General features: G+C 41.9%; 23 protein-coding genes, 1 pseudogene and 1 riboswitch. Of the genes and pseudogenes, 3 read left to right on the top strand and 21 right to left on the bottom strand.

The features are described from left to right. Positions 1–53: 53 nt before the first annotated feature. The 11 genes from SSIN_RS06260 to nox form a co-directional block, all read right to left on the bottom strand. The gene (locus SSIN_RS06260) at positions 54–1,319 is read right to left on the bottom strand and encodes a nucleobase:cation symporter-2 family protein (protein ID WP_037616988.1); all 1,266 of its coding nucleotides are present in this window, start codon (positions 1,317–1,319) and stop codon (positions 54–56) included. Between the two features lies 1 nt (position 1,320). Continuing rightward, positions 1,321–1,902 carry a xanthine phosphoribosyltransferase gene (locus SSIN_RS06255; RefSeq protein ID WP_037616986.1) on the bottom strand — a complete coding sequence of 194 codons (582 nt, stop codon included), beginning with the start codon at positions 1,900–1,902 and terminating at the stop codon, positions 1,321–1,323. A 100-nt stretch (positions 1,903–2,002) separates the two neighbouring features. Next, a riboswitch (purine riboswitch) is annotated at positions 2,003–2,100 on the bottom strand. Further along, the gene (gene guaC / locus SSIN_RS06250; RefSeq protein ID WP_037616984.1) at positions 2,098–3,081 is read right to left on the bottom strand and encodes a GMP reductase; all 984 of its coding nucleotides are present in this window, start codon (positions 3,079–3,081) and stop codon (positions 2,098–2,100) included. It overlaps the preceding riboswitch by 3 nt. Positions 3,082–3,253: 172 nt before the next feature. Then, positions 3,254–3,439 (bottom strand): twin-arginine translocase TatA/TatE family subunit, encoded by a 186-nt coding sequence (locus tag SSIN_RS06245; RefSeq protein ID WP_037616982.1) that lies wholly within the window; start codon positions 3,437–3,439, stop codon positions 3,254–3,256. Beyond that, complete coding sequence (tatC, locus tag SSIN_RS06240) at positions 3,439–4,146, bottom strand: twin-arginine translocase subunit TatC (protein ID WP_037616980.1); 708 nt, start codon at positions 4,144–4,146, stop codon at positions 3,439–3,441. Before tatC ends, SSIN_RS06245 begins: the two co-directional genes overlap by 1 nt. Further along, a complete protein-coding gene (locus SSIN_RS06235; protein ID WP_037616977.1) occupies positions 4,139–5,836 on the bottom strand; it encodes an FTR1 family iron permease in 1,698 nt (565 codons plus the stop codon). The genes tatC and SSIN_RS06235 overlap by 8 nt, the downstream gene beginning before the upstream one ends. Beyond that, positions 5,814–7,022, bottom strand: a complete 1,209-nt coding sequence (gene efeB / locus SSIN_RS06230; protein ID WP_037616992.1) for an iron uptake transporter deferrochelatase/peroxidase subunit — start codon at positions 7,020–7,022, stop codon at positions 5,814–5,816. The genes SSIN_RS06235 and efeB overlap by 23 nt, the downstream gene beginning before the upstream one ends. A gap of 4 nt (positions 7,023–7,026) precedes the next feature. Continuing rightward, on the bottom strand, positions 7,027–7,899 hold the full coding sequence (efeO, locus tag SSIN_RS06225) for an iron uptake system protein EfeO (protein ID WP_037616974.1): 873 nt from the start codon (positions 7,897–7,899) through the stop codon (positions 7,027–7,029). Between the two features lie 127 nt (positions 7,900–8,026). Next, positions 8,027–9,580 carry a ClC family H(+)/Cl(-) exchange transporter gene (locus SSIN_RS06220; RefSeq protein WP_037616972.1) on the bottom strand — a complete coding sequence of 518 codons (1,554 nt, stop codon included), beginning with the start codon at positions 9,578–9,580 and terminating at the stop codon, positions 8,027–8,029. 144 nt (positions 9,581–9,724) lie between these two features. Beyond that, entirely contained in the window at positions 9,725–10,543 is an 819-nt protein-coding gene (locus tag SSIN_RS06215; RefSeq protein ID WP_037616969.1) for a PrsW family intramembrane metalloprotease, read from the bottom strand. 394 nt (positions 10,544–10,937) lie between these two features. Beyond that, positions 10,938–12,317, bottom strand: a complete 1,380-nt coding sequence (gene nox, locus SSIN_RS06210) for a H2O-forming NADH oxidase (protein WP_037616967.1) — start codon at positions 12,315–12,317, stop codon at positions 10,938–10,940. A 265-nt stretch (positions 12,318–12,582) separates the two neighbouring features. Between nox and SSIN_RS06205 the strand changes: the two genes are divergently transcribed. The 3 genes from SSIN_RS06205 to SSIN_RS06195 are packed head-to-tail and all read left to right on the top strand — an operon-like array spanning position 12,583 to position 15,415. Continuing rightward, positions 12,583–13,512, top strand: a complete 930-nt coding sequence (locus SSIN_RS06205; protein ID WP_037616965.1) for an FAD:protein FMN transferase — start codon at positions 12,583–12,585, stop codon at positions 13,510–13,512. A gap of 41 nt (positions 13,513–13,553) precedes the next feature. Continuing rightward, on the top strand, positions 13,554–14,159 hold the full coding sequence (locus SSIN_RS06200) for an NADPH-dependent FMN reductase (RefSeq protein ID WP_037616963.1): 606 nt from the start codon (positions 13,554–13,556) through the stop codon (positions 14,157–14,159). A gap of 17 nt (positions 14,160–14,176) precedes the next feature. Further along, positions 14,177–15,415, top strand: a complete 1,239-nt coding sequence (locus SSIN_RS06195) for an NAD(P)H-dependent oxidoreductase (protein ID WP_037616961.1) — start codon at positions 14,177–14,179, stop codon at positions 15,413–15,415. A gap of 102 nt (positions 15,416–15,517) precedes the next feature. Here SSIN_RS06195 and dapA read toward each other — a convergent pair whose 3' ends face one another. The 10 genes and pseudogenes from dapA to SSIN_RS06160 all read right to left on the bottom strand — a co-directional run bounded on the left by dapA (position 15,518) and on the right by SSIN_RS06160 (position 22,941). Further along, a complete protein-coding gene (gene dapA, locus SSIN_RS06190; protein ID WP_037616958.1) occupies positions 15,518–16,399 on the bottom strand; it encodes a 4-hydroxy-tetrahydrodipicolinate synthase in 882 nt (293 codons plus the stop codon). A gap of 102 nt (positions 16,400–16,501) precedes the next feature. Next, positions 16,502–17,578: an aspartate-semialdehyde dehydrogenase gene (locus SSIN_RS06185; RefSeq protein ID WP_037616955.1), complete on the bottom strand. Its 1,077-nt coding sequence runs from the start codon at positions 17,576–17,578 to the stop codon at positions 16,502–16,504. 129 nt (positions 17,579–17,707) lie between these two features. Then, positions 17,708–17,887: a hypothetical protein gene (locus tag SSIN_RS10930; RefSeq protein WP_084578627.1), complete on the bottom strand. Its 180-nt coding sequence runs from the start codon at positions 17,885–17,887 to the stop codon at positions 17,708–17,710. Continuing rightward, positions 17,853–18,032 carry a hypothetical protein gene (locus SSIN_RS10265; RefSeq protein ID WP_156956296.1) on the bottom strand — a complete coding sequence of 60 codons (180 nt, stop codon included), beginning with the start codon at positions 18,030–18,032 and terminating at the stop codon, positions 17,853–17,855. The genes SSIN_RS10930 and SSIN_RS10265 overlap by 35 nt, the downstream gene beginning before the upstream one ends. Before the next feature lie 62 nt (positions 18,033–18,094). After that, positions 18,095–18,748, bottom strand: coding sequence for a DNA alkylation repair protein (locus tag SSIN_RS06180; protein WP_037616953.1), 654 nt, complete (start codon positions 18,746–18,748; stop codon positions 18,095–18,097). Between the two features lie 3 nt (positions 18,749–18,751). Next, positions 18,752–19,363 carry a DUF5052 family protein gene (locus tag SSIN_RS06175; protein ID WP_156956295.1) on the bottom strand — a complete coding sequence of 204 codons (612 nt, stop codon included), beginning with the start codon at positions 19,361–19,363 and terminating at the stop codon, positions 18,752–18,754. After that, positions 19,360–19,893: a GNAT family N-acetyltransferase gene (locus tag SSIN_RS06170; RefSeq protein ID WP_037616990.1), complete on the bottom strand. Its 534-nt coding sequence runs from the start codon at positions 19,891–19,893 to the stop codon at positions 19,360–19,362. Before SSIN_RS06170 ends, SSIN_RS06175 begins: the two co-directional genes overlap by 4 nt. Before the next feature lie 220 nt (positions 19,894–20,113). Beyond that, a pseudogene (locus SSIN_RS10260) lies at positions 20,114–20,263 on the bottom strand (formate--tetrahydrofolate ligase); the annotation flags it as partial. Between the two features lie 4 nt (positions 20,264–20,267). Continuing rightward, complete coding sequence (locus tag SSIN_RS06165; RefSeq protein WP_037616948.1) at positions 20,268–21,239, bottom strand: GTP pyrophosphokinase; 972 nt, start codon at positions 21,237–21,239, stop codon at positions 20,268–20,270. A gap of 31 nt (positions 21,240–21,270) precedes the next feature. Then, entirely contained in the window at positions 21,271–22,941 is a 1,671-nt protein-coding gene (locus SSIN_RS06160; protein WP_037616946.1) for a formate--tetrahydrofolate ligase, read from the bottom strand. Positions 22,942–23,123: the final 182 nt, after the last annotated feature.

Raw genomic sequence — 23,123 nt, 5'->3', positions numbered from 1 at the left:
TGTTTCTGTGGGTGACGGCTATGTCGTCATGGCTGTCTGTCCCACTCTCTTTCTTATTTATTTTTTCGATTTAGGATAGCGTTTAGGACAATGGCAATCAGACTGGCCATGACAATTCCGTTTGAGAAGAACATCTGAAGACTTGTCGGTAGGCTGTTGAAAAGGCTGCTACCATTGAGTCCGACACCTGATGAGATAGAAATCGCTGCAATGAGGAAATTATGCTCGCTGTGCTCAAAGTCAACACGCGCTAAGATTTGCATCCCCTGAACGGATACAAAACCAAACATGACCAGCATGGCACCACCAAGAACTGGACTTGGGATAATCTGCGCCAAGGCTCCGAATTTTGGCAAAAGGCCGAGGAGAATCAGGAAACTGGCTGCATAGTAAATCGGTAGCCGTGTTTTGATACCGGATAATTTGACTAGGCCAACATTCTGGGAAAAACCTGTGTAAGGGAAGGTGTTGAAAATACCGCCTAGCAAGACCGCAAGTCCTTCTGCTCGATAGCCATTTCGCAAGCGGGTGCTGTCAATCTCATCTTTGGTAATGTCAGAAAGTGCTAAGTACACCCCTGTTGACTCTACTAAGGAAACCGTTGCGATGATACACATCATCACGATAGAAGAAAAATCAAACTTCGGTGCTCCGAAATAGAAAGGTGTTGGCACATGAACCAGCGGAGCCTGTGCGACTGGCGTCAGATCTACCAAGCCCATGGCCCCGGCAATGCCCGTTCCGACAATCAAACCAATCAAAATAGAGATGGATTTGATAAAACCTTTGGTAAAAATGTTAATCAATAGAATGATCAGTACTGTCACAGCTGCTAGAATCAGACTTTGAGCGGTTGGCTTGTCTACGTTATTTCCCATATTGCCAATGGCTACTGGAATCAAGGTCAAGCCAATGGTCGTAATGACCGAACCAGTCACAACCGAAGGAAATAGATTGGCGATTTTTGAGAAAATCCCAGCAATCAGAACAACATAAATCCCTGATGCAATCAAGGCACCAAACATGGCACCACTACCGTGACTCTGCCCAATGATAATCAAAGGAGCAACGGACTGGAAGGCCACGCCCAACACGACTGGCAAACCGATACCAAAATACTTATTTAGCTGTAGCTGCAAAAGAGTTGCAATACCACACATAAAAATGTCTGTTGAAATCAGATAGGTCAATTGCTCAGCCGAATAGCCCAAAGCCCCAGCAATCATAATCGGCACCAAGATGGAGCCCGAATACATAGCCAACAAATGCTGCAAACCTAAAACGGCTGCCTGTGAATGTTTTTCTTCGTTGTAGTTCATCTTATAAGTCTGCCTCTCTAAATACAACTTTCCCATTTTCAAATCGATCGATTCGAGCCAGAGAAAGAACTGTTTGTCCTTGAGCTTCTAGCAAGCTTCGACCATCTTGGAAAGATTTCTCAATTACGATTCCAACAGCTGCTACCTCAGCGCCAGCCTCTTCAATGATTTTAATCAGGCCGTTGGCTGCCTGGCCATTTGCCAAGAAATCATCAATGACCAAAACCTTGTCACTTGACTCCAAAAACTTGCCAGCGATGGAGACGGTCGAAGTGACCTGCTTGGTAAAGGAATATACTTCTGCTGTTAAAATCCCTTCGGTCATGGTGATATTCTTAGATTTTTTAGCAAAAATCATTGGAACATTCAAGGCTTCTGCTGTGTAGACTGCTGGTGCGATCCCAGACGCCTCAATCGTTACAACCTTTGTAATGCCTGTATCCCTGAAATGCTCAGCAAATACCTGACCAATTTCTTTCATGAGCGAAAAATCAACCTGATGGGTCAGGAAAGAGTCAACTTTGAGAATATTTTCTCCCAAAACGTTGCCGTCTTGCAGAATTCTCTCTTCTAATTTTTTCATATTTTCTCCTTTTTAATAGTCCCAATAAATCGAAAAAGGACCTACTATATAAGCAAGTCCCTCTTTTCAACGACAAACAGCCTGGCACTGAAAGTACCAGAAAGTCATTAGACTCACTTATTGTTAGATGTTTGGCATCTTGTAGAGACCTTGCCCCAATCATTAGCAAGATAAATAAGTTTCTTATATATTCAATTAATGGGCATCGCCATTCCAGATGGAATTTTTGACGATGACATAGTCCACGCGAGTTAGGCTATGCAAATCACGACCCCCCGCATAGGAAATCGAGCTCTGCAAATCCTGCTCCATTTCAGTTAATGTGTCTTGCAAATGTCCCTTGGCTGGCAGCAAAATTTTCTTGCCTTCGACATTTTTATAAGCACCTTTTTGATACTCGGATGCAGAACCATAGTATTCTTTAAACTTATCACCATCTACCTCGATGGTTTCACCTGGGCTTTCAATGTGGCCAGCAAAGAGCGATCCAATCATGACCATGCTGGCCCCAAAGCGGATCGATTTGGCAATATCTCCATGCGTTCGAATTCCTCCGTCCGCAATAATAGGCTTGCGGGCAACCTTTGAACACCAACGAAGCGCAGACAACTGCCAGCCACCCGTACCAAAACCTGTCTTGACCTTGGTAATGCAAACCTTGCCTGGGCCAATTCCGACTTTAGTTGCATCCGCGCCAGCATTTTCCAGCTCCCGTACGGCTTCTGGAGTTCCGACATTTCCAGCAATGACAAAGGTCTCTGGTAATTCTTTTTTGATGTGCTGAATCATTTGAATCACACTGTCTGAGTGCCCATGCGCAATATCAATCGTAATATATTCTGGCGCGTCATCTTTGAGGCTGCTAACGAAGTCATATTCATAGTCTTTCACACCAACTGAAATAGAAGCAATCAGGCCTTGCTCATGCATTTGCTTAACGAATGGTTTGCGACCTTCCTCATCGAAACGGTGCATGATGTAGAAATAGCCTCCTCGAGCAAGCTCTTCAGCGACAGATTCGTCAATAATCGTCTGCATATTGGACGGTACGACCGGCATCCGAAACCTATGTTTACCGAATTTCACACTGGTGTCAGCTTCCGAACGGCTTTTCACAATACATTTCGCTGGGATTAGTTGAATATCTTCATAGTCAAAAACCTGAAAATCATTGAGCATGGAAAACTCCTTATCAATACTTAAAAATGACCTACCTATGCTATTCAGCATCGCTATATCTATCCAGACATTTCCAGAAAAAGTATATCACAAGGTCCAGGTTTTGTAAAACATTTTAGTCGAATTATAGAGTAACGTTCGTAAATTAAGAAAAAACACGGGTGCCCGTGTTTTAATCTTTCTTATCTGTATCTGAGTTGGAGTCTTCTGCTCCTCCATCGACTGCCTTTTTAAACTCTGAAAACATTTTTCCAATCGACTGCCCTAGCTCTGGCAGACGTTTTGGTCCAAAAATCAGCAAGGCTCCTAGAACGATAACGATAAGGCCCGGTAGTCCGATGTCTTTTAAAATTCCCATTACGATATTCTCCTTTTCTCAATCATTTTACTCAGTAGGATACTGACTTCATACAGCAAAATCAGCGGTACTGTCATTGACAAGTCACTGATAAAATCAGCCGGCGTCAAGATTACTGCTAATACCAATAAAACGAAATAAGCATAGCGTCTATATTTTATCAAAAATTGCGGTTTGAGCAAACCGATTGATGTGAGAAAGGCCACAATGACAGGCAATTCAAACAAGCAAGCAATCGGAATGGTCGTGTGAAATAGAAAGGATAGGTAGTTCTGCGCTGTCATCTGAACGGCAAATAAACCATCTCCTAAAGAGAGCAAAACTTGCAAAATAGCGGGGCTGACAAAGTAAAAGCCAAAGGCTAAGCCCAAGACAAAGCTGAAAAATGTAGCTGGTATATAAGCAAAAATCGCCTTGGCCTCACTATTTCTAAGAGCAGGGCGGATAAATTCCCAAATCTGATAGACCATAAAAGGCAGGGTCAGTGAGAAAGCCACAAGACTAGCCAGGCTAATATAAATCCAAAGAATGTCGTCTGGTCCCAATACAATCAGCTTCTGCTCAAAAGAAGCGGTCAACCATTTGTAAATATTCGCTGCAAAAAGCAGACTGACCAGAAAAATCAAACCGAACCAGATTAAAACAGCTATAAAACGCCATCTAAATTCCGTCAAGTGCTCAACAACGGTCTGTTCCTTACTAGACATCTGCTCGCTCCTTTTGCCGATTTCTAAAGGTCACATAAAGGACAACGACAAGAAAGATGGCTTGACTTAGAAGCACTTCTAGGCTCGGATAAATTCCCAGCCAATCAATGGTTGGAAGATGAGACAGCAAGTGACTAGGTAAAATGGCTGTTAATTGCAGGGCATGAATGCTGACACCCAACATCTTAAAGGCCAAGGCATAAATCAGCCAGGTCAGACCAAAGAAAATCCGATGAGGCCGAATGAGACTGCTGGCCTTGGTCATTAGAATTGCGAGCAAGACTAAAACCAAAATAGCAAGTCCCAGTCCCAAAAAGAAGTCTAGAGCAGTAATTCGTGGTAAAATGCCTGCATAGAACAAGATGGTCTCTGCTCCTTCACGGAAGACAGCGAGAAAGCTCAGGGCAAACATGGAAATAAAACTACCACTGGCTGTCACTGCCTGCATCTGACTTTCCATGAAGTCATTCCACTTCTTGACAGAGGACTTACTGTGGAGCCAAATACCGACCAAAATCATCATAACAACCGCAAAAATCCCCACTGCGCCCTCAATGATTTCACGATTAGAGCCAGAGGCAACGGCTGGAAAAAGAGTCTGCAGCAAAATGGCAATGGCCGCACTGGCTAGTACGCCCAAGCCAGCACCAGTATAAACCCATTTGAGGCCTTTTTTCATTTTGGAGGCCTTGAGCGTCGTGACAAGTGCCATCACAATCAGCAGAGCCTCAACGCCCTCACGCAACAAAATCAGCATGGCATCAAAGAAAGTATAAGCTCCGCTAGTATCAATCTGCTCTAGCTCACTAATCAAGGATTCTAGCTGGTCTTGATAGTCCTTATCCTTGCCCTTCACCATGATGACAGGCGACTGGCTTTCTACTTTTGTATAGAGGGAAGGATTTTTAGTGCTGACATCTCCTTCAACGCTTGGCCAAATCGTGATAAATTTCTTCATGGCAGCCTTGCCCTGCTTTTCGTCCCCCTTTTGGAAAGCAAGCAGAGCCTTTTTTAGCAGGCCAATACCATCTGCCAGCGTAAGATTTTCACTGCTAGCTGTCGCTTCTTCTCCCTTGACAAAGCTATCAATCGCCGTCCTCAGGTCATCATAGGAAGTTTGAATGGCTTCAAAATCCGTTGGCTCCGTCTCGATAGCACTCCGTAAAAAGGAAATGGCCGTTTCCACCTTGCCATAGTGAGCTGTGCTATGATCCCGCACCACACCTTCATTGGCGGTCCAAGTCGAATTCATTTTTTTATAGGCTTCACGAATCTTTTCAAGATCCTTGCTCTCAATCGCTGCCTGAAGAGCTTGAAATTTTGATTCTAGTTTATTGACCAGCTTGCTTTTTTCCGCCTCTAGATCAACGGGATTCTGCTCCTTTTCAAAAGCTAAAAGAGCAGCTGAAACCTTGGTCAGCTTGTCCTCTGTCACATCTCCCGAGATAGTCAATGCCTTGCTGACTTCTTTCCCTGCAACTGAGTCATGGTTGCTTAAAGCTGCAAATTCAGTCTGGATTTCCTCCAGCAATTGTTTGGCACTGGCTTGGTCACCCTTTTGAACAGCGGTGCTAGCATCCGTAATCTTGATAAAGAGATTGCTATAAGAATCCTCAGCTGATACAGGCTGAACTAGTAGCAAGAGAGTCAGGAGCAAAAACAGGAGTTTATTCAAATAATTTCTGACCAAGATATTCTCCTTTTTTGACACCGCCGAAGCAAGCAAACAAGCCACTGCCTACATGGGTGACATATTCATTCATCTTATCCTGTGCTCCAAGATTGGTCTGGACTTTGATAAAACTGTCGGGATCCTTTTGGAAAGAGATAAAAAGCAAACCTGTATCAAATTGACCGGTTGTTTCGTCAATACCATCTGAATAAGAATAGGAACGGCGATAGAGAGGCTTGTCGACTTCTTTGGCCAGTCGCACATGTGCATCAACTGGAAGCAAGTCCAAGTCTACCTCGTCAAATTCATTCGTCTTGCCAAAGGGCGCTCCGCTCTCCTTATAACGACCAAAGGTGTTTTCCTGCTCTTGCAAATTGGTCCGATCCCAAGTCTCAAGAAACATCTGGATTCGGCGGACAGCCATATAAGAGCCACCCTTCATCCAGTCCTTGCTGTCACACCAAACCACCTTGTCAAAATCTTTCTCCTTGGTTACATTGGCCGTGCCGTCTTTAAAACCAAATAGATTGCGGGGAGTGGACATACGATCGCCAATGGCAGCAAAGCCAGCCTGACTCCATTTCATGGTAACAGCATTTCGCGCTTTACGAACCAGATTGCGAACAGCATGAAAAGCCACCTGTTCATCATCCGCGCAAGCTTGAATAACAATGTCACCGCCAGTATATTTCTCTTTTAGTTGTTCCTTAGGGAAAGGAGGCATATCGCGAAATTCCTTGGGCTTTTTATCCTCCAAGCCCATTTTTTTCAGGAAAGAGGCGGAGACGCCAAAGGTCAAGGTCAGTCGATAAGGGTTGAGGCCGACCGTTTCTCCAGTATCCGTAGGAGGCAAGAGAGCATTGGCGCCGTCTTTTTTGACCAGCTCTCCATTGACCAACTTTTCACTGTAAGCGGTCCAGTCCTTGAACATCTGAATAATGGTCTCCCTATCCATCGTATGCAAATCCAGAATGACAAAATAGATATTCTTTTGCATAGCTGTCGTAATGCCAGCTTGATGTTCACCGTAAAAACTGATTTCTTCCCCACCATCAGCAAATTTCTTGTCTTCCTTCGCTTGATTAGCGAAAAAAGCAGATGCACTGGAGACACCCAGCGCTAAGCCTGCGCCTCCAATCCCTGCTTTTTTAAGAAATTCCCGACGATCCATTTTTTTATTAAACCATTTTTCGTCCTTGGTCATCTTCTTACTTCCCATCTAGGATGATTCCCATTTGCGAGAGAGGTTCGCCCAGTTTTGTGACAGCTTCTCCTAGCTCTTTGGTATCTTCCTTGCTCAATTCGGTATAAAGTTTATAATTTTCAGAGTCCGTCATCTGCTTGTCTAGTAGACTATTGACATTCTTAAACTCAGTTTCTATACTTTTTACCAGTTTTTCATCTTTCTTCGCAATCAAAGGTTTAAAGAGTTCAAAAATCTTTTCTGCCCCTTGGATATTGGCACGGAAATCATATAGATCCGTATGGGAAAAGATTTCTTCTTCACCAGTAATCTTGCTGGTCGCCACTTCGTTGAGCAGGTCAACTGCACCAGTCAGCATGATGTCTGGCGTAACCTCAACAGTCGCAATTTTAGCCTTTAATTCTTTAATGTCATTGACCAGCTGGTCTGCATATTTCTCTGTCCCAGCCGTTGTGTTACTTTCCCATAGAATTTTTTCAATTCGGTGGAAACCCGACCAGCCTTCTTCGGTTTTGTTTTCATCCAGATAGTCAGCTAAGCGGAAATCGATTTTCACATCAGACTCTCCGAAGCTCTCGGCAATCGGCTCTGAACGCTCGTAGCTCATACGAATCAGCGGATACATTTTCTTGGCTTCGTCAAGCTTGCCTTCTTTGAGCGTATCTCTGAACTTCTCCGTATCTGTCAGCAATTGATCGATTTCTTTCTGTACAAAAGCCTTATACTCTGTTGTTACCTTATCCAAAGCTTTCTGGTCAGAAGCCGAAAGACTCGTTTTGGCTTCCGAACTGCTGGCACTTGTAGTTGAGTTTTGATTGGCAGCACAGCCAGTCAGTAAAATAGCTGTTGAAAATAGGGCAATTCCAAGTTTTTTCATCTTGACTCCTTTATTTTCCCTCAAGGGGGCGAATTCTTACAAATTATAACAATTTTTTTCTCATATTTCAACAAATTGTCAGATAATTATAATAAAACTCATCTTTCTGAGTCAAGAAACAAGTATTTTAAAGCAAGATATCTTTAATTTGGCCAATTTCCGTTTTCTTAACGACTACATAAATCGTATCTCCTAGGTAGAGACGACTGGCTCCGTTGACCGTCTGTGTCTTGCCCTTATGAATATTCATGGTAATTAAAACGCCGTGTGGCAGCTCCAACTCATGCACTTGTCGCCCTGCGATTTTTTCTGAAACAGGAATTTCAATCAGGGTTGTTTCTCCGTCATCTTCAATCCGATGAGGTAGCATTTTTTCTAACATAGCCTCATAAACAGGCGCTCCTTTTAGCAGATCCATGGCAATATAGGCCATCAGAGTGACCAAACCCAGTGGCATAAGGTTACGGATATCTCCCACCATCTCCGTCACGAGAATCATAGCCGTTAGCGGAGCTTTGGAAATAGCGCCAAAATACCCACTCATTCCCAAGATGATAAAGATTGGAAATTGTTCCTGAGAAATAAAGCCAGCTTGGACACAAAGTGCTCCAATTGCTGCGCCTAGTAAAGAGCCCAAAGCCAGAATGGGCAGGAAAATACCACCAGGCAGGCCGCTACCATAACTGATCATGCTCCATACAAAACGGAGTAGGAAAAATAGAATCAAGGTTCCAACTGTGTAATGAGCACTCGTCAGAGACAGAATCAGCTGATTCCCGCCACCTAGCAAATGAGGCAGAAAATAACCAATCGGAATGATCAAAACAAAGGCAAAAATCGGATAGTAATTTTTCGGCAGCCTAAAAAATTTTCCCAGAGCTTCATAAACCAGATGAATATTGAGAACTGCTTTTTCATAGAGAAAGCCAGACAAGCCCAAAAACAGCCCCATTAAAATATAGATCCAGTACTGCTCCAGCCCCATGAAAGGAATATTATCTGGCATATCCAAAACAGGAGTCAGGCCAAACATAGACAGGGAAATGAAATTCGCCACCAAACTTGCAGCCAAGGTTGAAACCCAAAAAACTCGAGAAAAATGATGGTAAACTTCCTCAACGACAAAGAGCAAACCTGCAATTGGCGCATTAAAAGCCGCAGCCAAACCCGCAGCTGCACCGCTGGCAATCAAGGCACGTTCTTCCAATGGACTCAGCTTCAGCCACTTTGAAATACCTTTTCCGCTCATAGCACCCAGTTGAATACTTGGTCCCTCACGCCCCAGCATCAAACCACTAGAAATCGCCAAAGTACCCACTAGGAATTTTTTCCAGAGAATGCTCCACCAAGAGAGAGACATCAAGCCTTTCAACTCGGCCTCAACTTGCGGAATCCCCGAACCTTTTATATCCCTTTCCGTACGTACTAATCTAGCATTTATGAAGACAATGAAAGCATACAAGAAAAGCAGTGCCACCAGCCAAAGCCACTCGCTTCTGCCCCTCACATAAGCTGCTTGAACCAAGTGAAAACTTTTTTCAATCAAAAAACGAAATGCTCCCACTACTACTCCAGCAAAAATACCTACCAGAATCCCTCTAAAAACTTGAGAAATAATGGAGCTGGACATAAATTTAAATTCTTTTCTTGTATCAGAAACCTGCTCTGTTTGTCTTATCATACTCTCTCTCCAAAAGATGTTATAGCAACATTTTAGCATAAAATATAGCCCAGAAACAAGGTAATATCTATTATAGTTTTTCTTTCATCTCTTAAACTTTACAGACCAGCTATCAAAAACACGACCTTCAAGGCCGTGTTGCGTTTATACTGACAAGTCTTCCTGATCGATTTTCTGAGTTGTTTGGTAGGCTTGGTAGAAGATAAAGACAGCCACAGCAGTCATGGCAGGAACGATGACTGGGATATCCGTTTCAATAGAAGTCAACGGAGAGTTCCATAGGAAATGGAGTACAAAAGCTGACAAGAAATAAAATAGTCCAGCTTTAAAGTAGGCCTTTTGTGTCTTGGCAAATCGGAACATCAGGGCTAAGCCGATAGTGGTCAAAGCAGTGTAGAGCCAGTGAGAAGCTACCCCACCAGTGATACGACCTAAGATACCAGAGATAGTGAAGGAAAAACCTTCAGGCAGATCAGAAAGGATATATGAGAAATCTTCACTGATTTGGAAGCCCATACCAGCTGTAATTCCTAGCAGTAAAAAGGCTCTCAGTTTCTTGACTGGCACTAGATAGACAGCGAAAGCAACTGCTAAGAGCTTGAGTGGTTCTTCAACCAGAGGAGCAGCGAGGGCATTCTCCAGATAACTAATCACAGTATTTGGAAAGCTCGTGCTGACCCACTCATGGATATAGGTATTGGCCAAGCCAGAAGTCCAGCCAGAAATGAAAAGACCACCCAGCAGAGCTACACCTAGGCTAAATGCAGGCGTCTGCCATTTTTTACCCAAACTGCGAATCAAAAGCAGAGCTGGGATGATATAAAGCAGCGCCAAGAGGGCTGACAGTCCGACAATTCCATAAGCAGTACCTGACATACTGCCAGTGGTATAAGCTTGTGTCTCGTATTCCAAGCCGATCGCGCTCAGAAGGAGAAAAGTGAAAAGAACAATATTTTTCTTCATATAGCAACTTTCTAAAATTTTATTTTCATCTTAGTATAACAGAAAAATACAAAAGATAGCTATTTTAGATACTAATTAGAACACTACTGCTGATCTATCTTCGTTCTGGAGACTTAAAGTGTTTATCGCTTATGTTGAAGTGGAAGAGAAAATGAAGCAAGTCAATTTCCGGTGTTCAAAAAATCAAGATGACACTAGAAAAAGAAGGACTAATTCTATATTCTCGTCGCATCATGGCATCATGATAAAATTTGGATTGATTGCTCTCTATCAAAAAGCATAATTCATGTTACTTCATCTGGGGCACAGAGATTTCGGAAAAAGAAAAGACAAAGCAACCGAAAAGGCTACTTTGTCTTCGATTTTGACCCCCCTCATTGGGACTTTTCGAGAATTATTTTTCAGCTGTCAGTGCAGCCATTGTGATGTAGTTGTATGGTTTGTTGAAGTGTGGCAAGAAGAAGATATCTGTCAAAGCCAACTTATCAATGGTTACATGTTCTTGAATTGCCAGTGAGAACATGTGGATTCCCATACCGATTGCAGGATCATGAGATACCATTTGCGCACCAAGGATTTCACGGCTGTCTTTATCAAAGACAATCTTGATTGCTACTTCGTGGTTGTCATGTTTCATAAATTCTGGTTTTTGAAGGTCGTTGAAGCCTGTTTCAGTAGCATTGTAACCAGCTGCTTTAGCTTTTTCAAGAGTCAAACCAGTTGAAACCATGTGAAGTCCGTAGATAGAGATACCGTTTGATCCTTGCACACCGATTCCTTCAAGTTCATGACCACAAGCGTTGTAGGCACCAACGATACCAGTACGTACAGCATTTGACGCAAGAGCGATATAGCTTGTGTCTTTACGAGCATTGTCATAAACTGTCGCACAGTCACCTACTGCGTAAACTCCTGGGATAGATGTTTCTTGTTTCTTGTCTACAAGGAAAGCGCCGTTGCGGAAGAGTTCAATCTTACCATCAGCAAGAGCTGTGTTAGGACGGAAACCAACTGCAAGAACAACCATGTCCACATCAAATGTTTCTTTGTCTGTTACCAAGCGTTCAACTTTGCCATCACCTTGGATAGCTTTTACAGTTTGACCAAGAGCTAAGCGGATGTTGTGGTCTTCCAAGTTCTTAGCCATCAATTGAGTGAAGTCCTTGTCATAGTAGCCATTCAAAACAGTATCTACGATGTCAACAAGCACAACTTCTTTTCCAAGACGTTCAAAAGCTTCAGCAAGCTCAACACCGATGTAACCACCACCAACAACGGCAATGCGCTCAAGGTGATTGCTCTTGTCAGCAAGTTTGTTGATCACTTCTTCAGCATTTTGGTACAACTTAACAAATTGAACGTTGTCAAGAGTTGTTTTGAATTCACGGTTGCCTTCGACAATTTCAACACCTTCGATTGGTGGCAAGATTGGAGTAGATCCAGTCGCAAAGATCAATTTGTCGTAAGATTCTTTGTGTTCTTGACCTTCAACTTCTGCTGTAACAACCTTGTTGTCATAGTCGATTGAAAGAACAGGTGAATTCATGTAAATTCTAGCACCTTTTTCTTCCAATTTTTCTTTGTTAGAGTAGAATAAGCCTTCAGGTCCGTCGATTTGTTCACCGATCCAAAGCGCCATTCCACATCCTAGGAATGAAATGTTTGAGTTTTGGTCAAATACAACGATTTCATTTTCATGACCAAAGTTGTCCAACATAGTGTTGATACACGCAGTACCAGCGTGGTTAGCACCCACTACAACGATTTTACTCATAGAGATATTTCCTACCTTTTTCTAAATAAAGTTTTACCCGACTATTATAACAGAAGCTGGGAGCGTTTACAATCTATTTGCTCATAGATAGTAAAAAACGTGAAAGAAGAATGAAAATCTATGGAATCATGGTAGGAAACAACCTTTCTTTTACCTTAAATTTTCCGAAGTTATTTTCTGAAATTTAATAAAATAGAATTGCAAAAACGCTATCTTTTTGTTAAAATAAGATAGTCATAGAAAGAATAAGAAGGGTTACAACTGTATGGATTTTACTTCTCGGTCGCTCCAACTGATGGGAAGCACAATCTGTATCTCACTTCTTCATGAAAGAGCTGAAACAATACTGGACGAGGTGATTAGTCTGCTTCATCTTTACAAAAATCGTTTTAGTGCAAACGATGATGATTCAGAATTGATGAAGATCAATCAAATGGCTGGAATTGGCTGGGTTCAGGTTCATCCTGATTTATTTGAATTAATTGAATTAGGAAAATTTCATAGTTTGAGTGAGGCCAGTCATTTAAATATTACTATTGGTCCGCTTGTTCAGACTTGGCGAATTGGATTTTCCGATGCCCACCTTCCAAGCCCAGAGCAGATCAAACAAGCACTCAGCCTGACAGATCCACATTTCATTCAACTGGATAAAACACATTCCAGAGTATTTCTGGAGAAGAAAGGCATGAAGCTTGATCTTGGTGCTTTGGCTAAGGGCTACATAGCTGACAAGATTAAACTCTATCTTCAAGGTGAAGGAGTCACCTCGGCTTTGATAAATCTGGGAGGGAATGTCCTCACTATCGGAGAAAACAAAGCTACCCATCGTGCTTGGAGAATTGGGATTCAGAATCCAAAACTTTCTAGAGGAAAACACTTGGCTGTCTTGTCGATTACTAATCAATCGGTCGTTACTTCTGGGACTTATGAGCGGACGCTAAAGGTTAAAGGCAAGACCTATCATCACATTTTAGATAGAAAAACAGGTTATCCGATTGAGAATCAGCTGGTCAGTCTCACGATCGTATCTGATAAGTCGGTAGACGGTGAAATCTGGACAACAAGACTCTTTGGAGAAACTCCTGCTTCTATCTTAGCGCAAGTTGAAAAACAAAGAGGAATCGAGTGCCTAATTGCTACTCGAGATGATCATATTTTTTACAGTTCAGGACTTGTAAAGAATCTATTGCAGTAATTAAAAATAAAAAAATATTTTAATTTAGGAAAGGAAATTCTATGTTAAAACTTATTGCGATTGTGGGAACAAATTCCAAACGTTCTACAAACCGTCAGCTTCTTCAATATATGCAGAAGCATTTTGCCGACAAGGCCGAAATCGAGCTGGTAGAGATTAAAGATATCCCTATGTTTAATAAACCTGCTGACAGGAACATCCCTGAGTTGGTATCAGAGATTGCGGAGAAAATCGATGCTGCTGATGGTGTACTCATTGGTACGCCTGAGTATGACCACTCTATCCCAGCTGTGCTTATGAACGCTCTGGCTTGGCTTTCTTATGGTATCTATCCGATGCTGAACAAGCCCGTTATGATTACCGGTGCTTCTTTCGGTACGCTTGGTTCCTCTCGTGCTCAACTGCAGCTCCGTCAAATTTTGAATGCTCCAGAACTCAAAGCAAACGTTCTTCCAGACGAGTTCCTACTTTCACATTCTCTCCAAGCCTTTGACCAAAATGGAGATTTAGTAGATCTTGATGTCATTAAAAAATTGGATGCAATTTTCGATGACTTCCGTATCTTTGTCAAAATTACAGATAAATTGCGTAACGCACAAGAGTTGCTTCGCAAAGATGCTGAAGAATTTGACTGGGAAAATTTGTAAGATAGGAGAGTAACAGAATGAAATTTATTGGACTTGTAGGATCAAACTACGAACAATCATATAACCGAAAATTATTGGAATTTATCCGTCGCCAATTCAAACTCAAATTTGAATTGGAAGTACTAGAAATCGATGAAGTCCCAATGTTTAACCAAGATGAAAAATGGGATGAAAGTTTCCAATTGCGCCTTTTGTATAACAAAATTACACGGGCAGATGGTGTTATCATCGCTACTCCTGAGCACAACCATACTATCAGCGCCCCTTTGAAAAGTGTCTTAGAATGGCTTTCTTACGAAGTTCATCCCTTTGAAAACAAACCAGTTATGATTGTTGGTGCTTCTTACTACGATCAAGGAACTTCTCGTGCTCAAGTACATTTGCGTAAAATCTTAGATGCTCCGGGTGTCAATGCTTACACCCTTCCAGGAAATGAATTCCTGCTGGGCAAAGCCAAGGAAGCTTTTGACAATGATGGCAATATTGTCAATGAAGGTACTGTTAAATTCCTTGAATCTTGCTTAGATAACTTTGTCAAATATGTAGAGGTCGTTTCAAAATTGAAAAAACCAAAACCAATTGAACCTGAAGACTTAGATGTGACAAACCCAATCGCCACAACCATTCAAGGTGTTGACCCTGATGATCCAGAGTGGGTTGAAAAAGCTGCAGAAATCGTTGGTGCTGTGTCTGGTGATACTTATGTCAAACTTGACCATGGTATCTTGACTGTTAACCAAATTGACATGTTCTTGAAGGCTATGCCATTTGAATTGACCTATGCAGATGACAACAATCAATTTCTTTACTACAACAATGCTCACCAAGATCCAGATACAATGTTTGCGAAACGTGTCCCATCTCAATCAGGTGGTCGTCTCTCAACGCTACACAACTCTCTTCCTGCTGCACGTATGAAGAATGTTGAATGGGTAGTTGGAGTCCTTCGTAATGGTGACCAAGAGTACGTTCGTACAATCGTTCCAGGCTCACCTGCAGGTGTTATCAACACGCACAACTACCAAGCGATGTACTATCCTGATGGATCATACGCTGGTATCAATGAAATCGTCTTTAACTTCCAACCGTGGCTTGACTGGTATTTGCAAGCAACTGGCCAACGTTTGGTTGGAGGCAGCGGACCATTCGCTCCTGCTGCTGGAGGCCATGGAGATGCAGATGCTACTTCTGGTGCTTCAGATGCTGGCGGTCATGGAGGCGGAGACGCTGACGCGACCTCAGGTGCCAGTGCGTAAGAATACAATCTACACATAGGATTCTATTACACAGATTACTTCCCAATCTGTGATAAGAAAAAGGCTTAAAACCTTGGTTTTAAGCCTTTTATCCTGCTTTCTTTACGATTCAATAATTTTAATGATTTCCTGTGCTTCTGCTTCAGTACATGCTACCAAAGGCAAACGCAACGGACCAACGTGAAAGCCTTGATGATTAAGAACTGCTTTCAATGGAGCTGGGCTGCTGACGGAGAAGAGGGCATCAACTTTAGGTAAGAGCTGACGATGGATCCGTGCTGCTTCTTGGATATCCCCTTGATCCAAAGCAGTAAACATATTATAAAAATCATCTCCATTAGTATGAGCCGCTACTGAAATAACGCCTTGCGCACCGAGTGCTTTAGCATGAAAGGCTTGGCCATCTTCACCTGTATAGACCAAGAAATCTTTTGGTGCATTTTCGACTAATCTAGCAATTGTATCTACTCCCGTGCAGTCTTTAATAGCAATGATATTGGGTAACTTAGCCAGACGCAAGGAAGTTTCTACAGTTAGTCCAGCAACGGTCCGACCGGGGATATTATAGACAATAATGGGCAGATTTGATGCTTCGGCAATCGCCTTATAATGCTGATAAAGTCCCTCTTGAGTAGGTTTGTTATAATAAGGCGTGACGGCTAAACCAGCAGCAAAGCCACCAAATTCATCTACTTCTCGAGCAAATTGAACTGAATCTCGCGTGTCATTGGTCCCAATTCCGGCAATCAAAGGCACACGTCCTGCTACAATACGCTGGACTTCTGAAAAGAGCTCAAGTTCTTCCTCGTGAGTCAAGGTTGGGCTTTCCCCTGTCGTTCCAGCTAGAAGAATTCCTTCTGTATGATGCGCTAATAGATGCTCAATCAGCTTTGGAAGAGCTTCAAAGTTGATACTTCCATCTTCTTTGAAGGGCGTGACTAGGGCAGTAATGATTCTTGCGTCTTTTAAATCTGTAATGGACATGTCTCTCCTCCTTTAGTTGCGAAGCTATAAGAAAATATAGGAAGAGCAGTAATCAGCTATAGACTGCTCGTACCCCTTTCCTATATTTTTAGTAGATAAGTTTTATTTTAGTTCAAAAACAACTTCTGCCGTAGGACGAACCAAGCCGCGCTCATGCAGAGTTTCTGCGATTTGGACAGAATTCCAAGCTGCTCCTTTAAGGAGATTATCTGAAACTACCCACATGTGGATCCCTTTTTCTGCATCTAGATCCTTGCGAATCCGGCCAACAAAGGTTTCTTTCTTACCAACTGCATTAACTGCTTGCGGATAGATTTGATGAGTCACATCATCCTCCAGAACAGCTCCTGGGAAGGCTGCGATAGCCGCCTTGACTTCTTCAATTGGTGCTACTTCTTTGGTCTCGATGTAAACAGACTCAGAGTGTGCAGAGAGAACAGGAATCCGGACGCAGGTCGCAGAAACAGCAATGGAATCATCTTCCATGATTTTCTTAGTTTCCTTGGTCATCTTCATCTCTTCGTAAGTGTAGTCGTTGTCAGTGAAGAGGTCGATTTGCGGAAGAGCATTAAAGGCAATCGGATAATGCTTCTTATCGCCACCAGAAGGCAGGATATTAGCCTCTACATCTTTAGGATTAACACCATCATTGAGGATAGAGCGTAACTGCCCCTGAGTTTCAAGAATTGCACCCATACCAGCACCAGAAACAGCTTGATAGGTGGACACGATGATACGCTCCAGTCCCCATTGCTGACGGACAGGCTCCAAAGCCACCATCATCTGAATAGTCGAACAGTTAGGGCAGGCAATAATTCCCTTGTGTTGATCCAGCGCGTGGGCATTGACCTCAGGAACGACCAGCGGCACATCAGGATTTTGACGGAAATATGAGGTGTTGTCTACCACCACTGCGCCAGCCTTAACAGCGTATGGAGCGTATTTTGCTGAGGTAGAGCCACCAGCTGAGAAGAGAGCAATATCTACACCTTCAAAGGCTGTCTCAGTTGTCTCTTCGATGGTAATATCCTGTCCCTTGAACTGGAGAACTTTACCAGCTGAACGAGCAGAAGCCAAATAGCGTATTTTATCAATCGGAAGGCTAGATTCTTCCAGCATTTTAATCATTTGAGCGCCAACGGCACCAGTGGCACCAACAACAGCAACTGTATATCCCATGCGATAACCTCTCTGAATTTTCAAAAAATTTGTGTATTGTTGGTATTATACCATTTTAAAGGAAAAATGCAAATATTTCTGAAGAATATGATGTGCATTTTTAGGCAAAATGTTTCTGCTGTTCTAAGCTCAACTTTGACCTATAGCGCTCACGACGCTGCGCTTATCAGTATCAATGTCTCTAAGTTCGGCTTCGACCAATGGGGTCGTCTCTCTAAGAGAACTTTCAAAGTTTACAGTTTTTGTCCTTGCGGACAAAACTGCATCCATTGCTCTACGACTCAACTGCCTTCTGCGAAGTTGTTTCATCAAGAGCAATAGAAAATCCCCAATCCGTAGACTGGGGATAAGGGCACTTTCGTGTGATCAGCAGGTTCACACAACCGATCAAGGTCCGCTCCTGCGTTATGACCTCCCATGCTTCAATTTGCAGACAAACTGCATATCGACTCATCGCACTTATCTATCATAAGCTATCACATAGAAAATGTCAAGACAGACAGATTATTAGAATTTTTATAAATACTTACTTCCCTCTCGAATACTAAGCGCAGCCATTTCTGTCTGATGCCGTTCGATAAAATCTCTGACCCAGTCTGGATTGGTTTTGGAATAATCTCTCAGCGCCCAACCGATGGCCTTGTTAATAAAGAATTCTGTTTGACCAAGATTATTCACTAAAATTTTCTCCAAGAGTTCTATGTCTGTTTCCTCTTTTCGAAGCAGCTGATGATCAATAGCCAAGCGCCGCAGCCAGATATCCTCATCGCAACTCCAGGATAAAATAATCTCTTTGGTTTCTGGAAATCGGGCAATGATTGATCCGACCAAGCGATCAAAAAAGTCAATAGTATCCCACCAAGATTTTGTTTGAGCCAGCTTTTTCAAACGTGGCAAGTCAGATGGAGTCAAGAGTTTCTTGCGAATCTCCAGATAATCCAACGCAGCATACTGTAATTCTCGATAGGGATTATTCCAAGCTTCATTTATAAAATTCCAGTCAATGACTGAGTCCATCTGATGTTTGAAAAAAACTTTTGCGAGTTTCCGCCTGGCTGGAGTCTTGACTCCTAGAAACTCAAATTTATTTTTTATATAGGCTTTCATAGCTACCGCATCATCAGGTTTAGCTACTGCTTTTAGTTCTTTTACCAATTCTACTACATTCATAGCTTACTCCAATAATTTACGGTCATAAATAGTGTAGTCACAGCGATAAATCACGAGACGCTTACCGTCAATCAGTAATTCAGAAGTTTTAGGGGCATCGGATTTATCAAGAGAGACGCGGTCACCGGCATAGGCGGCCAGCGGAGTACCGTTTTGAGAGCGAATCAGAATAACCTTTTTCTTTCCGGTAAAGTCGTTTTTAAAGGCTGAAATCATGCGATTTAAAACAGGGACAGAATGACTATTCTCCTCAACATCTACAGTCTTTTGATACTCGGCAAACACATCTTTCAAGCCTTTTTCTTCTGCAATCAAAGAAGAGCCCACATGGTCAATCTCATACTTACCTAAGGTAATTTTGAGCACAGATGAATCTTTCTTTGAATTTCCTTCCGCATCAACCGAGTCAAACTCCTCGTTACGCGAGATGGACAGGGACTTGCCCGACATCTGGTCAATGAGCTGAGAATTTTCATCGTAGGTGCGTACCGTCATCTCTAACCCCAGCCATTCCTCCTTGGCATTTTTAAACCAATTTTCAACGGCCTGACAGCCGCTCAAAGTCAAAAGGGTAATGCTTAGAAGAGTTATTAATAAATGTTTCTTTTTCATCATTTCCACTCCATTTTTTTTAAAAGTTTAATAGGTTCAGTTACCTTGTCCAAGGACTTTTGCAGCCAAACAATGTCATACCAACGTTCGAATTTATAGCCGATTTTAGGGAAATGCGCAACTTGCTGATAACCTCGCTTGGCATGAAAAGCTAGGCTATCTTGGTTAGGCAAAGAAATACAGGCTAGAAAATGGATATAACCCATCTGATCTAACATGTCTTCAAGTTTATCATAAAGCTTGCTGCCAACTCCTTTTCCTCTAGCATCTTGGCTGACATAGACGGATAATTCTACCGCCCAATCATAAGCTGCACGCGCATAATAAGTTGAAGCATAGGCATAACCTAAAATCAAACCGTCTTCTTCCGCTACCAGATAAGGATATTTTTCCAACGTTTTGGCAATCCTATTTCCAAAATCCTCAATGGTGGATACCTCATATTCAAAAGTGATGGCAGTATTTTCTACATAAGGCGCATAAATATCAAGCAAGGTAGCAGCGTCTGATGGGTTTGCTAATCTAATGTTCATGTTGACTCCGTATTCCATTCTCCTTATTTTCACTATTATACCAAAAAAAGAGTCTGGGACAAAAAGATTTCAATTTTTAAAAATCTTAATTATTAAGCCCTTCAAATATATAATTAAATGCGAAAAGCGAACAAAGCAGAATTCTGATTACCAGAAAACTAGTTTTGTTCGCTTTTTATACTTGAGGTCGGACTTTTGTCCCAGACTCTTTAAACCAAAATCAAAATAGACCAATCGCTGTGCCGTCTGTTGCCACATCCATATTGAGTGCCGCAGGACGTTTTGGCAATCCTGGCATGGTCATGACATCTCCTGTCAAGGCCACGATAAAGCCTGCCCCAAATTTTGATACCAGTTCACGAATGGTGATAGGTTTATCTATCAGACTTTAACATTGGCACAATATCAAGTAGCGGAGTAATATTCCACACATAAAAATAGTTATTCTTATCCTTTATCCATTCATTAAAGTAATCTGGAAACTTATCTTTAAACTTATTCACCAATTCATCTATAGTCTTAATATCTGACCGTTCACAATAACTTACAATTTTAGAAATTCTTTCATCCTTAAATTTACCGCCCGGTTTCCTAACTTCAATATTATATTTTTTATAATAGTTCCGCAAAAATTTCATAAAAGAGTCACTATCTAATAAAGCCGAGATACTGACTGAATCAATTTGGGTGCTTTGAGACTGATTACCTATTTCTGCTTCAACTTCGTTAAAATAATCTTTTTCAGTTCTTTTTATTTCCATAAATTCATTGTCAGCAAGTTCAATTAGCCCAGCTAATCTTGAAAATCTTCTTCTAATTTTTTCAGGGACTTCACTTTCGGTTTTATAACCAAAATCATGTTCTATCTCGGCCCATGCATGCTGTAAAATCGTCCTAATTTGTACTTCAAACTTCAATTCTTTGAAAACACTATTTTCAGATAATTCAGCTCTACTACCATCTAATTGAAGGATATAATGTAAAGATACGTAACCAAATTTTGTTGGATCTTGACTTTTCCTTTTATCAATAGAATTCTCTTTGTCTAAATTAAATTCCTGTTCAAGTAAATTAGCAATTTTATCTACATCATCTGAAAAGAAAGTAATAATTCGAATTCCACAAATATCAGTAATCTCTGATAGTGTTTTGTATTTATCTTTAATCACAATTTTTTCCTTTAAACTCTCCCTATCTTTTATTCTGCCTTCTATTTCGTGAAACTGAATTTTTTTATCATTCAATAAACTTTTAATTGTTGCTTTGACATATTCCAGAAGTCTTTCGTAACTCTCTTTAGCGTCATCAAATTCTGACAGGATTTGTCTAGTATTTTTTTCAAACATTTCATTCCCCTTTAAATATTAAAAATATTTTTTAAAACAAGCCAATCGCTGTGCCGTCTGCCGCTACATCCATATTGAGTGCTGCAGGTCGTTTTGGCAATCCTGGCATGGTCATGACATCTCCTGTCAAAGCCACGATAAAGCCTGCCCCAAGTTTTGGTACCAATTCACGAATGGTGATTTCAAAATTTTCTGGCGCGCCCAGAGCAGAAGGATTGTCTGAGAAGCTATACTGTGTTTTAGCCATGCAGATTGGCAGCTTATCCCAGCCGTTTTTGACAATTTCTCGAATTTGAGTCTGCGCTTTTTTCTCAAAGTTCACTTTTGAACCACGATAGATTTCTCTGACAATCTTCTCGATTTTTTCTTCAATAGATAAATCATTGTCATAAAGGCGAGTGTAATGAGCTGGTTCTTCATCAATGGTTTGGACTACAGTCTCAGCTAGAGATACACCACCTTCAGCACCATCAGCCCAAACGCTAGCTAACTCAACTGGAACCTTAATTTCTGCACAAAGTTCCTTAAGCGCTGTAATTTCAGCAGCCGTGTCAGAGACAAATTCATTGATAGCGACGACCACTGGAATACCGAACTTACGGATATTTTCAACGTGCCGCTTGAGATTAGCAAAACCAGCTCGGATCGCCTCAATATTCTCTTCTGTAAGTGCATCCTTAGCTACTCCACCATTCATCTTGAGGGCGCGCAAGGTTGCAACGATTACGACTGCATCTGGAGAAGTCGGTAAGTTTGGAGTTTTAATATCTAAGAATTTTTCAGCACCAAGGTCCGCACCAAACCCTGCTTCCGTCACAGTATACTCAGCCAAGCGCAGCGCTGTGCCAGTCGCCAAAACAGAGTTACAGCCATGGGCGATATTGGCAAATGGTCCGCCATGAACAAAGGCCGGTGTCCCATAAATCGTCTGTACCAGATTCGGCTTAATCGCATCTTTTAAGACCAAAGCCAGAGCCCCTTCTACCTCAAGGTCACGAACATAGACTGGTGAGCGGTCATAGCGATAACCGATGACAATGTTAGCCAAGCGCTTTTTCAAATCTTCAATATCCGTGGCTAAGCAAAGAATCGCCATGATTTCAGATGCAACCGTAATGTCAAAACCATCTTCGCGCGGAATACCATTGACAGGACTTCCTAAGCCAACGGTCACATGGCGAAGAGCCCGGTCATTTAGGTCAACCACCCGCTTCCAGATAATGCGGCGTTGATCGATTCCCAGGGCATTTCCTTGATGCAAATGATTATCAATGAGAGCTGACAGGGCGTTGTTAGCAGTCGTAATGGCGTGCATATCACCAGTAAAATGCAAGTTAATATCTTCCATCGGTAGAACCTGCGCGTGACCGCCGCCAGCTGCGCCTCCTTTGATTCCCATAACAGGCCCCAAAGACGGTTCGCGAATGGCAATCATAGTTTTCTTGCCAATTTTATTGAGCGCATCAGCTAGTCCAATGGTAATGGTAGATTTACCTTCTCCAGCAGGTGTCGGATTGATTGCTGTTACCAAAATCAGTTTGCCAACAGGATTTTTTTCAACCTCACGAATCTTATCAAAGCTAAGCTTGGCTTTGTACTTACCATATAGTTCCAAGTCGTCATAGTCGATGCCAACTTTTTTTACCACATCAACAATAGGCTGTAATTCAACACTTTGAGCAATTTCAATATCTGTTTTCATCAGGAACTCCTCTATCAATTAATATAAAGATTATAACAAAAAATACTTAAATCTGCACAAACAAACACCATATTAAGTATAATGTTCGGTAATTACTTCTTTTGAGTTCTATTGATTTATCATCGTCCATATTCTTTCAAAGAAAAAATTTTGTTCATACGAGACTATTTTGAATGAATTTT

It is taken from the genome of Streptococcus sinensis (assembly GCF_000767835.1).
GTDB classification, from domain to species: Bacteria; Bacillota; Bacilli; order Lactobacillales; family Streptococcaceae; genus Streptococcus; species Streptococcus sinensis.
This window is presented reverse-complemented; position numbering and strand designations above follow the sequence as displayed.

Coding starts and splice junctions, on each gene's coding strand:
- tatC (WP_037616980.1), bottom strand. CDS start 4,146: ATGTCTAGTAAGGAACAGACCGTTGTTGAGCACTTGACGGAATTTAGA.
- SSIN_RS06165 (WP_037616948.1), bottom strand. CDS start 21,239: ATGTTTGAAAAAAATACTAGACAAATCCTGTCAGAATTTGATGACGCT.
- SSIN_RS10930 (WP_084578627.1), bottom strand. CDS start 17,887: ATGAAACAACTTCGCAGAAGGCAGTTGAGTCGTAGAGCAATGGATGCA.
- guaC (WP_037616984.1), bottom strand. CDS start 3,081: ATGCTCAATGATTTTCAGGTTTTTGACTATGAAGATATTCAACTAATC.
- SSIN_RS06170 (WP_037616990.1), bottom strand. CDS start 19,893: ATGAACATTAGATTAGCAAACCCATCAGACGCTGCTACCTTGCTTGAT.
- nox (WP_037616967.1), bottom strand. CDS start 12,317: ATGAGTAAAATCGTTGTAGTGGGTGCTAACCACGCTGGTACTGCGTGT.
- SSIN_RS06160 (WP_037616946.1), bottom strand. CDS start 22,941: ATGAAAACAGATATTGAAATTGCTCAAAGTGTTGAATTACAGCCTATT.
- SSIN_RS06180 (WP_037616953.1), bottom strand. CDS start 18,748: ATGAATGTAGTAGAATTGGTAAAAGAACTAAAAGCAGTAGCTAAACCT.
- SSIN_RS06215 (WP_037616969.1), bottom strand. CDS start 10,543: ATGAAGAAAAATATTGTTCTTTTCACTTTTCTCCTTCTGAGCGCGATC.
- SSIN_RS06220 (WP_037616972.1), bottom strand. CDS start 9,580: ATGATAAGACAAACAGAGCAGGTTTCTGATACAAGAAAAGAATTTAAA.
- SSIN_RS06260 (WP_037616988.1), bottom strand. CDS start 1,319: ATGAACTACAACGAAGAAAAACATTCACAGGCAGCCGTTTTAGGTTTG.
- SSIN_RS06200 (WP_037616963.1), top strand. CDS start 13,554: ATGTTAAAACTTATTGCGATTGTGGGAACAAATTCCAAACGTTCTACA.
- dapA (WP_037616958.1), bottom strand. CDS start 16,399: ATGTCCATTACAGATTTAAAAGACGCAAGAATCATTACTGCCCTAGTC.
- SSIN_RS06185 (WP_037616955.1), bottom strand. CDS start 17,578: ATGGGATATACAGTTGCTGTTGTTGGTGCCACTGGTGCCGTTGGCGCT.
- efeB (WP_037616992.1), bottom strand. CDS start 7,022: ATGACCAAGGACGAAAAATGGTTTAATAAAAAAATGGATCGTCGGGAA.
- SSIN_RS06195 (WP_037616961.1), top strand. CDS start 14,177: ATGAAATTTATTGGACTTGTAGGATCAAACTACGAACAATCATATAAC.
- SSIN_RS06245 (WP_037616982.1), bottom strand. CDS start 3,439: ATGGGAATTTTAAAAGACATCGGACTACCGGGCCTTATCGTTATCGTT.
- SSIN_RS06175 (WP_156956295.1), bottom strand. CDS start 19,363: ATGATGAAAAAGAAACATTTATTAATAACTCTTCTAAGCATTACCCTT.
- efeO (WP_037616974.1), bottom strand. CDS start 7,899: ATGAAAAAACTTGGAATTGCCCTATTTTCAACAGCTATTTTACTGACT.
- SSIN_RS06205 (WP_037616965.1), top strand. CDS start 12,583: ATGGATTTTACTTCTCGGTCGCTCCAACTGATGGGAAGCACAATCTGT.
- SSIN_RS10265 (WP_156956296.1), bottom strand. CDS start 18,032: ATGAGTCGATATGCAGTTTGTCTGCAAATTGAAGCATGGGAGGTCATA.
- SSIN_RS06255 (WP_037616986.1), bottom strand. CDS start 1,902: ATGAAAAAATTAGAAGAGAGAATTCTGCAAGACGGCAACGTTTTGGGA.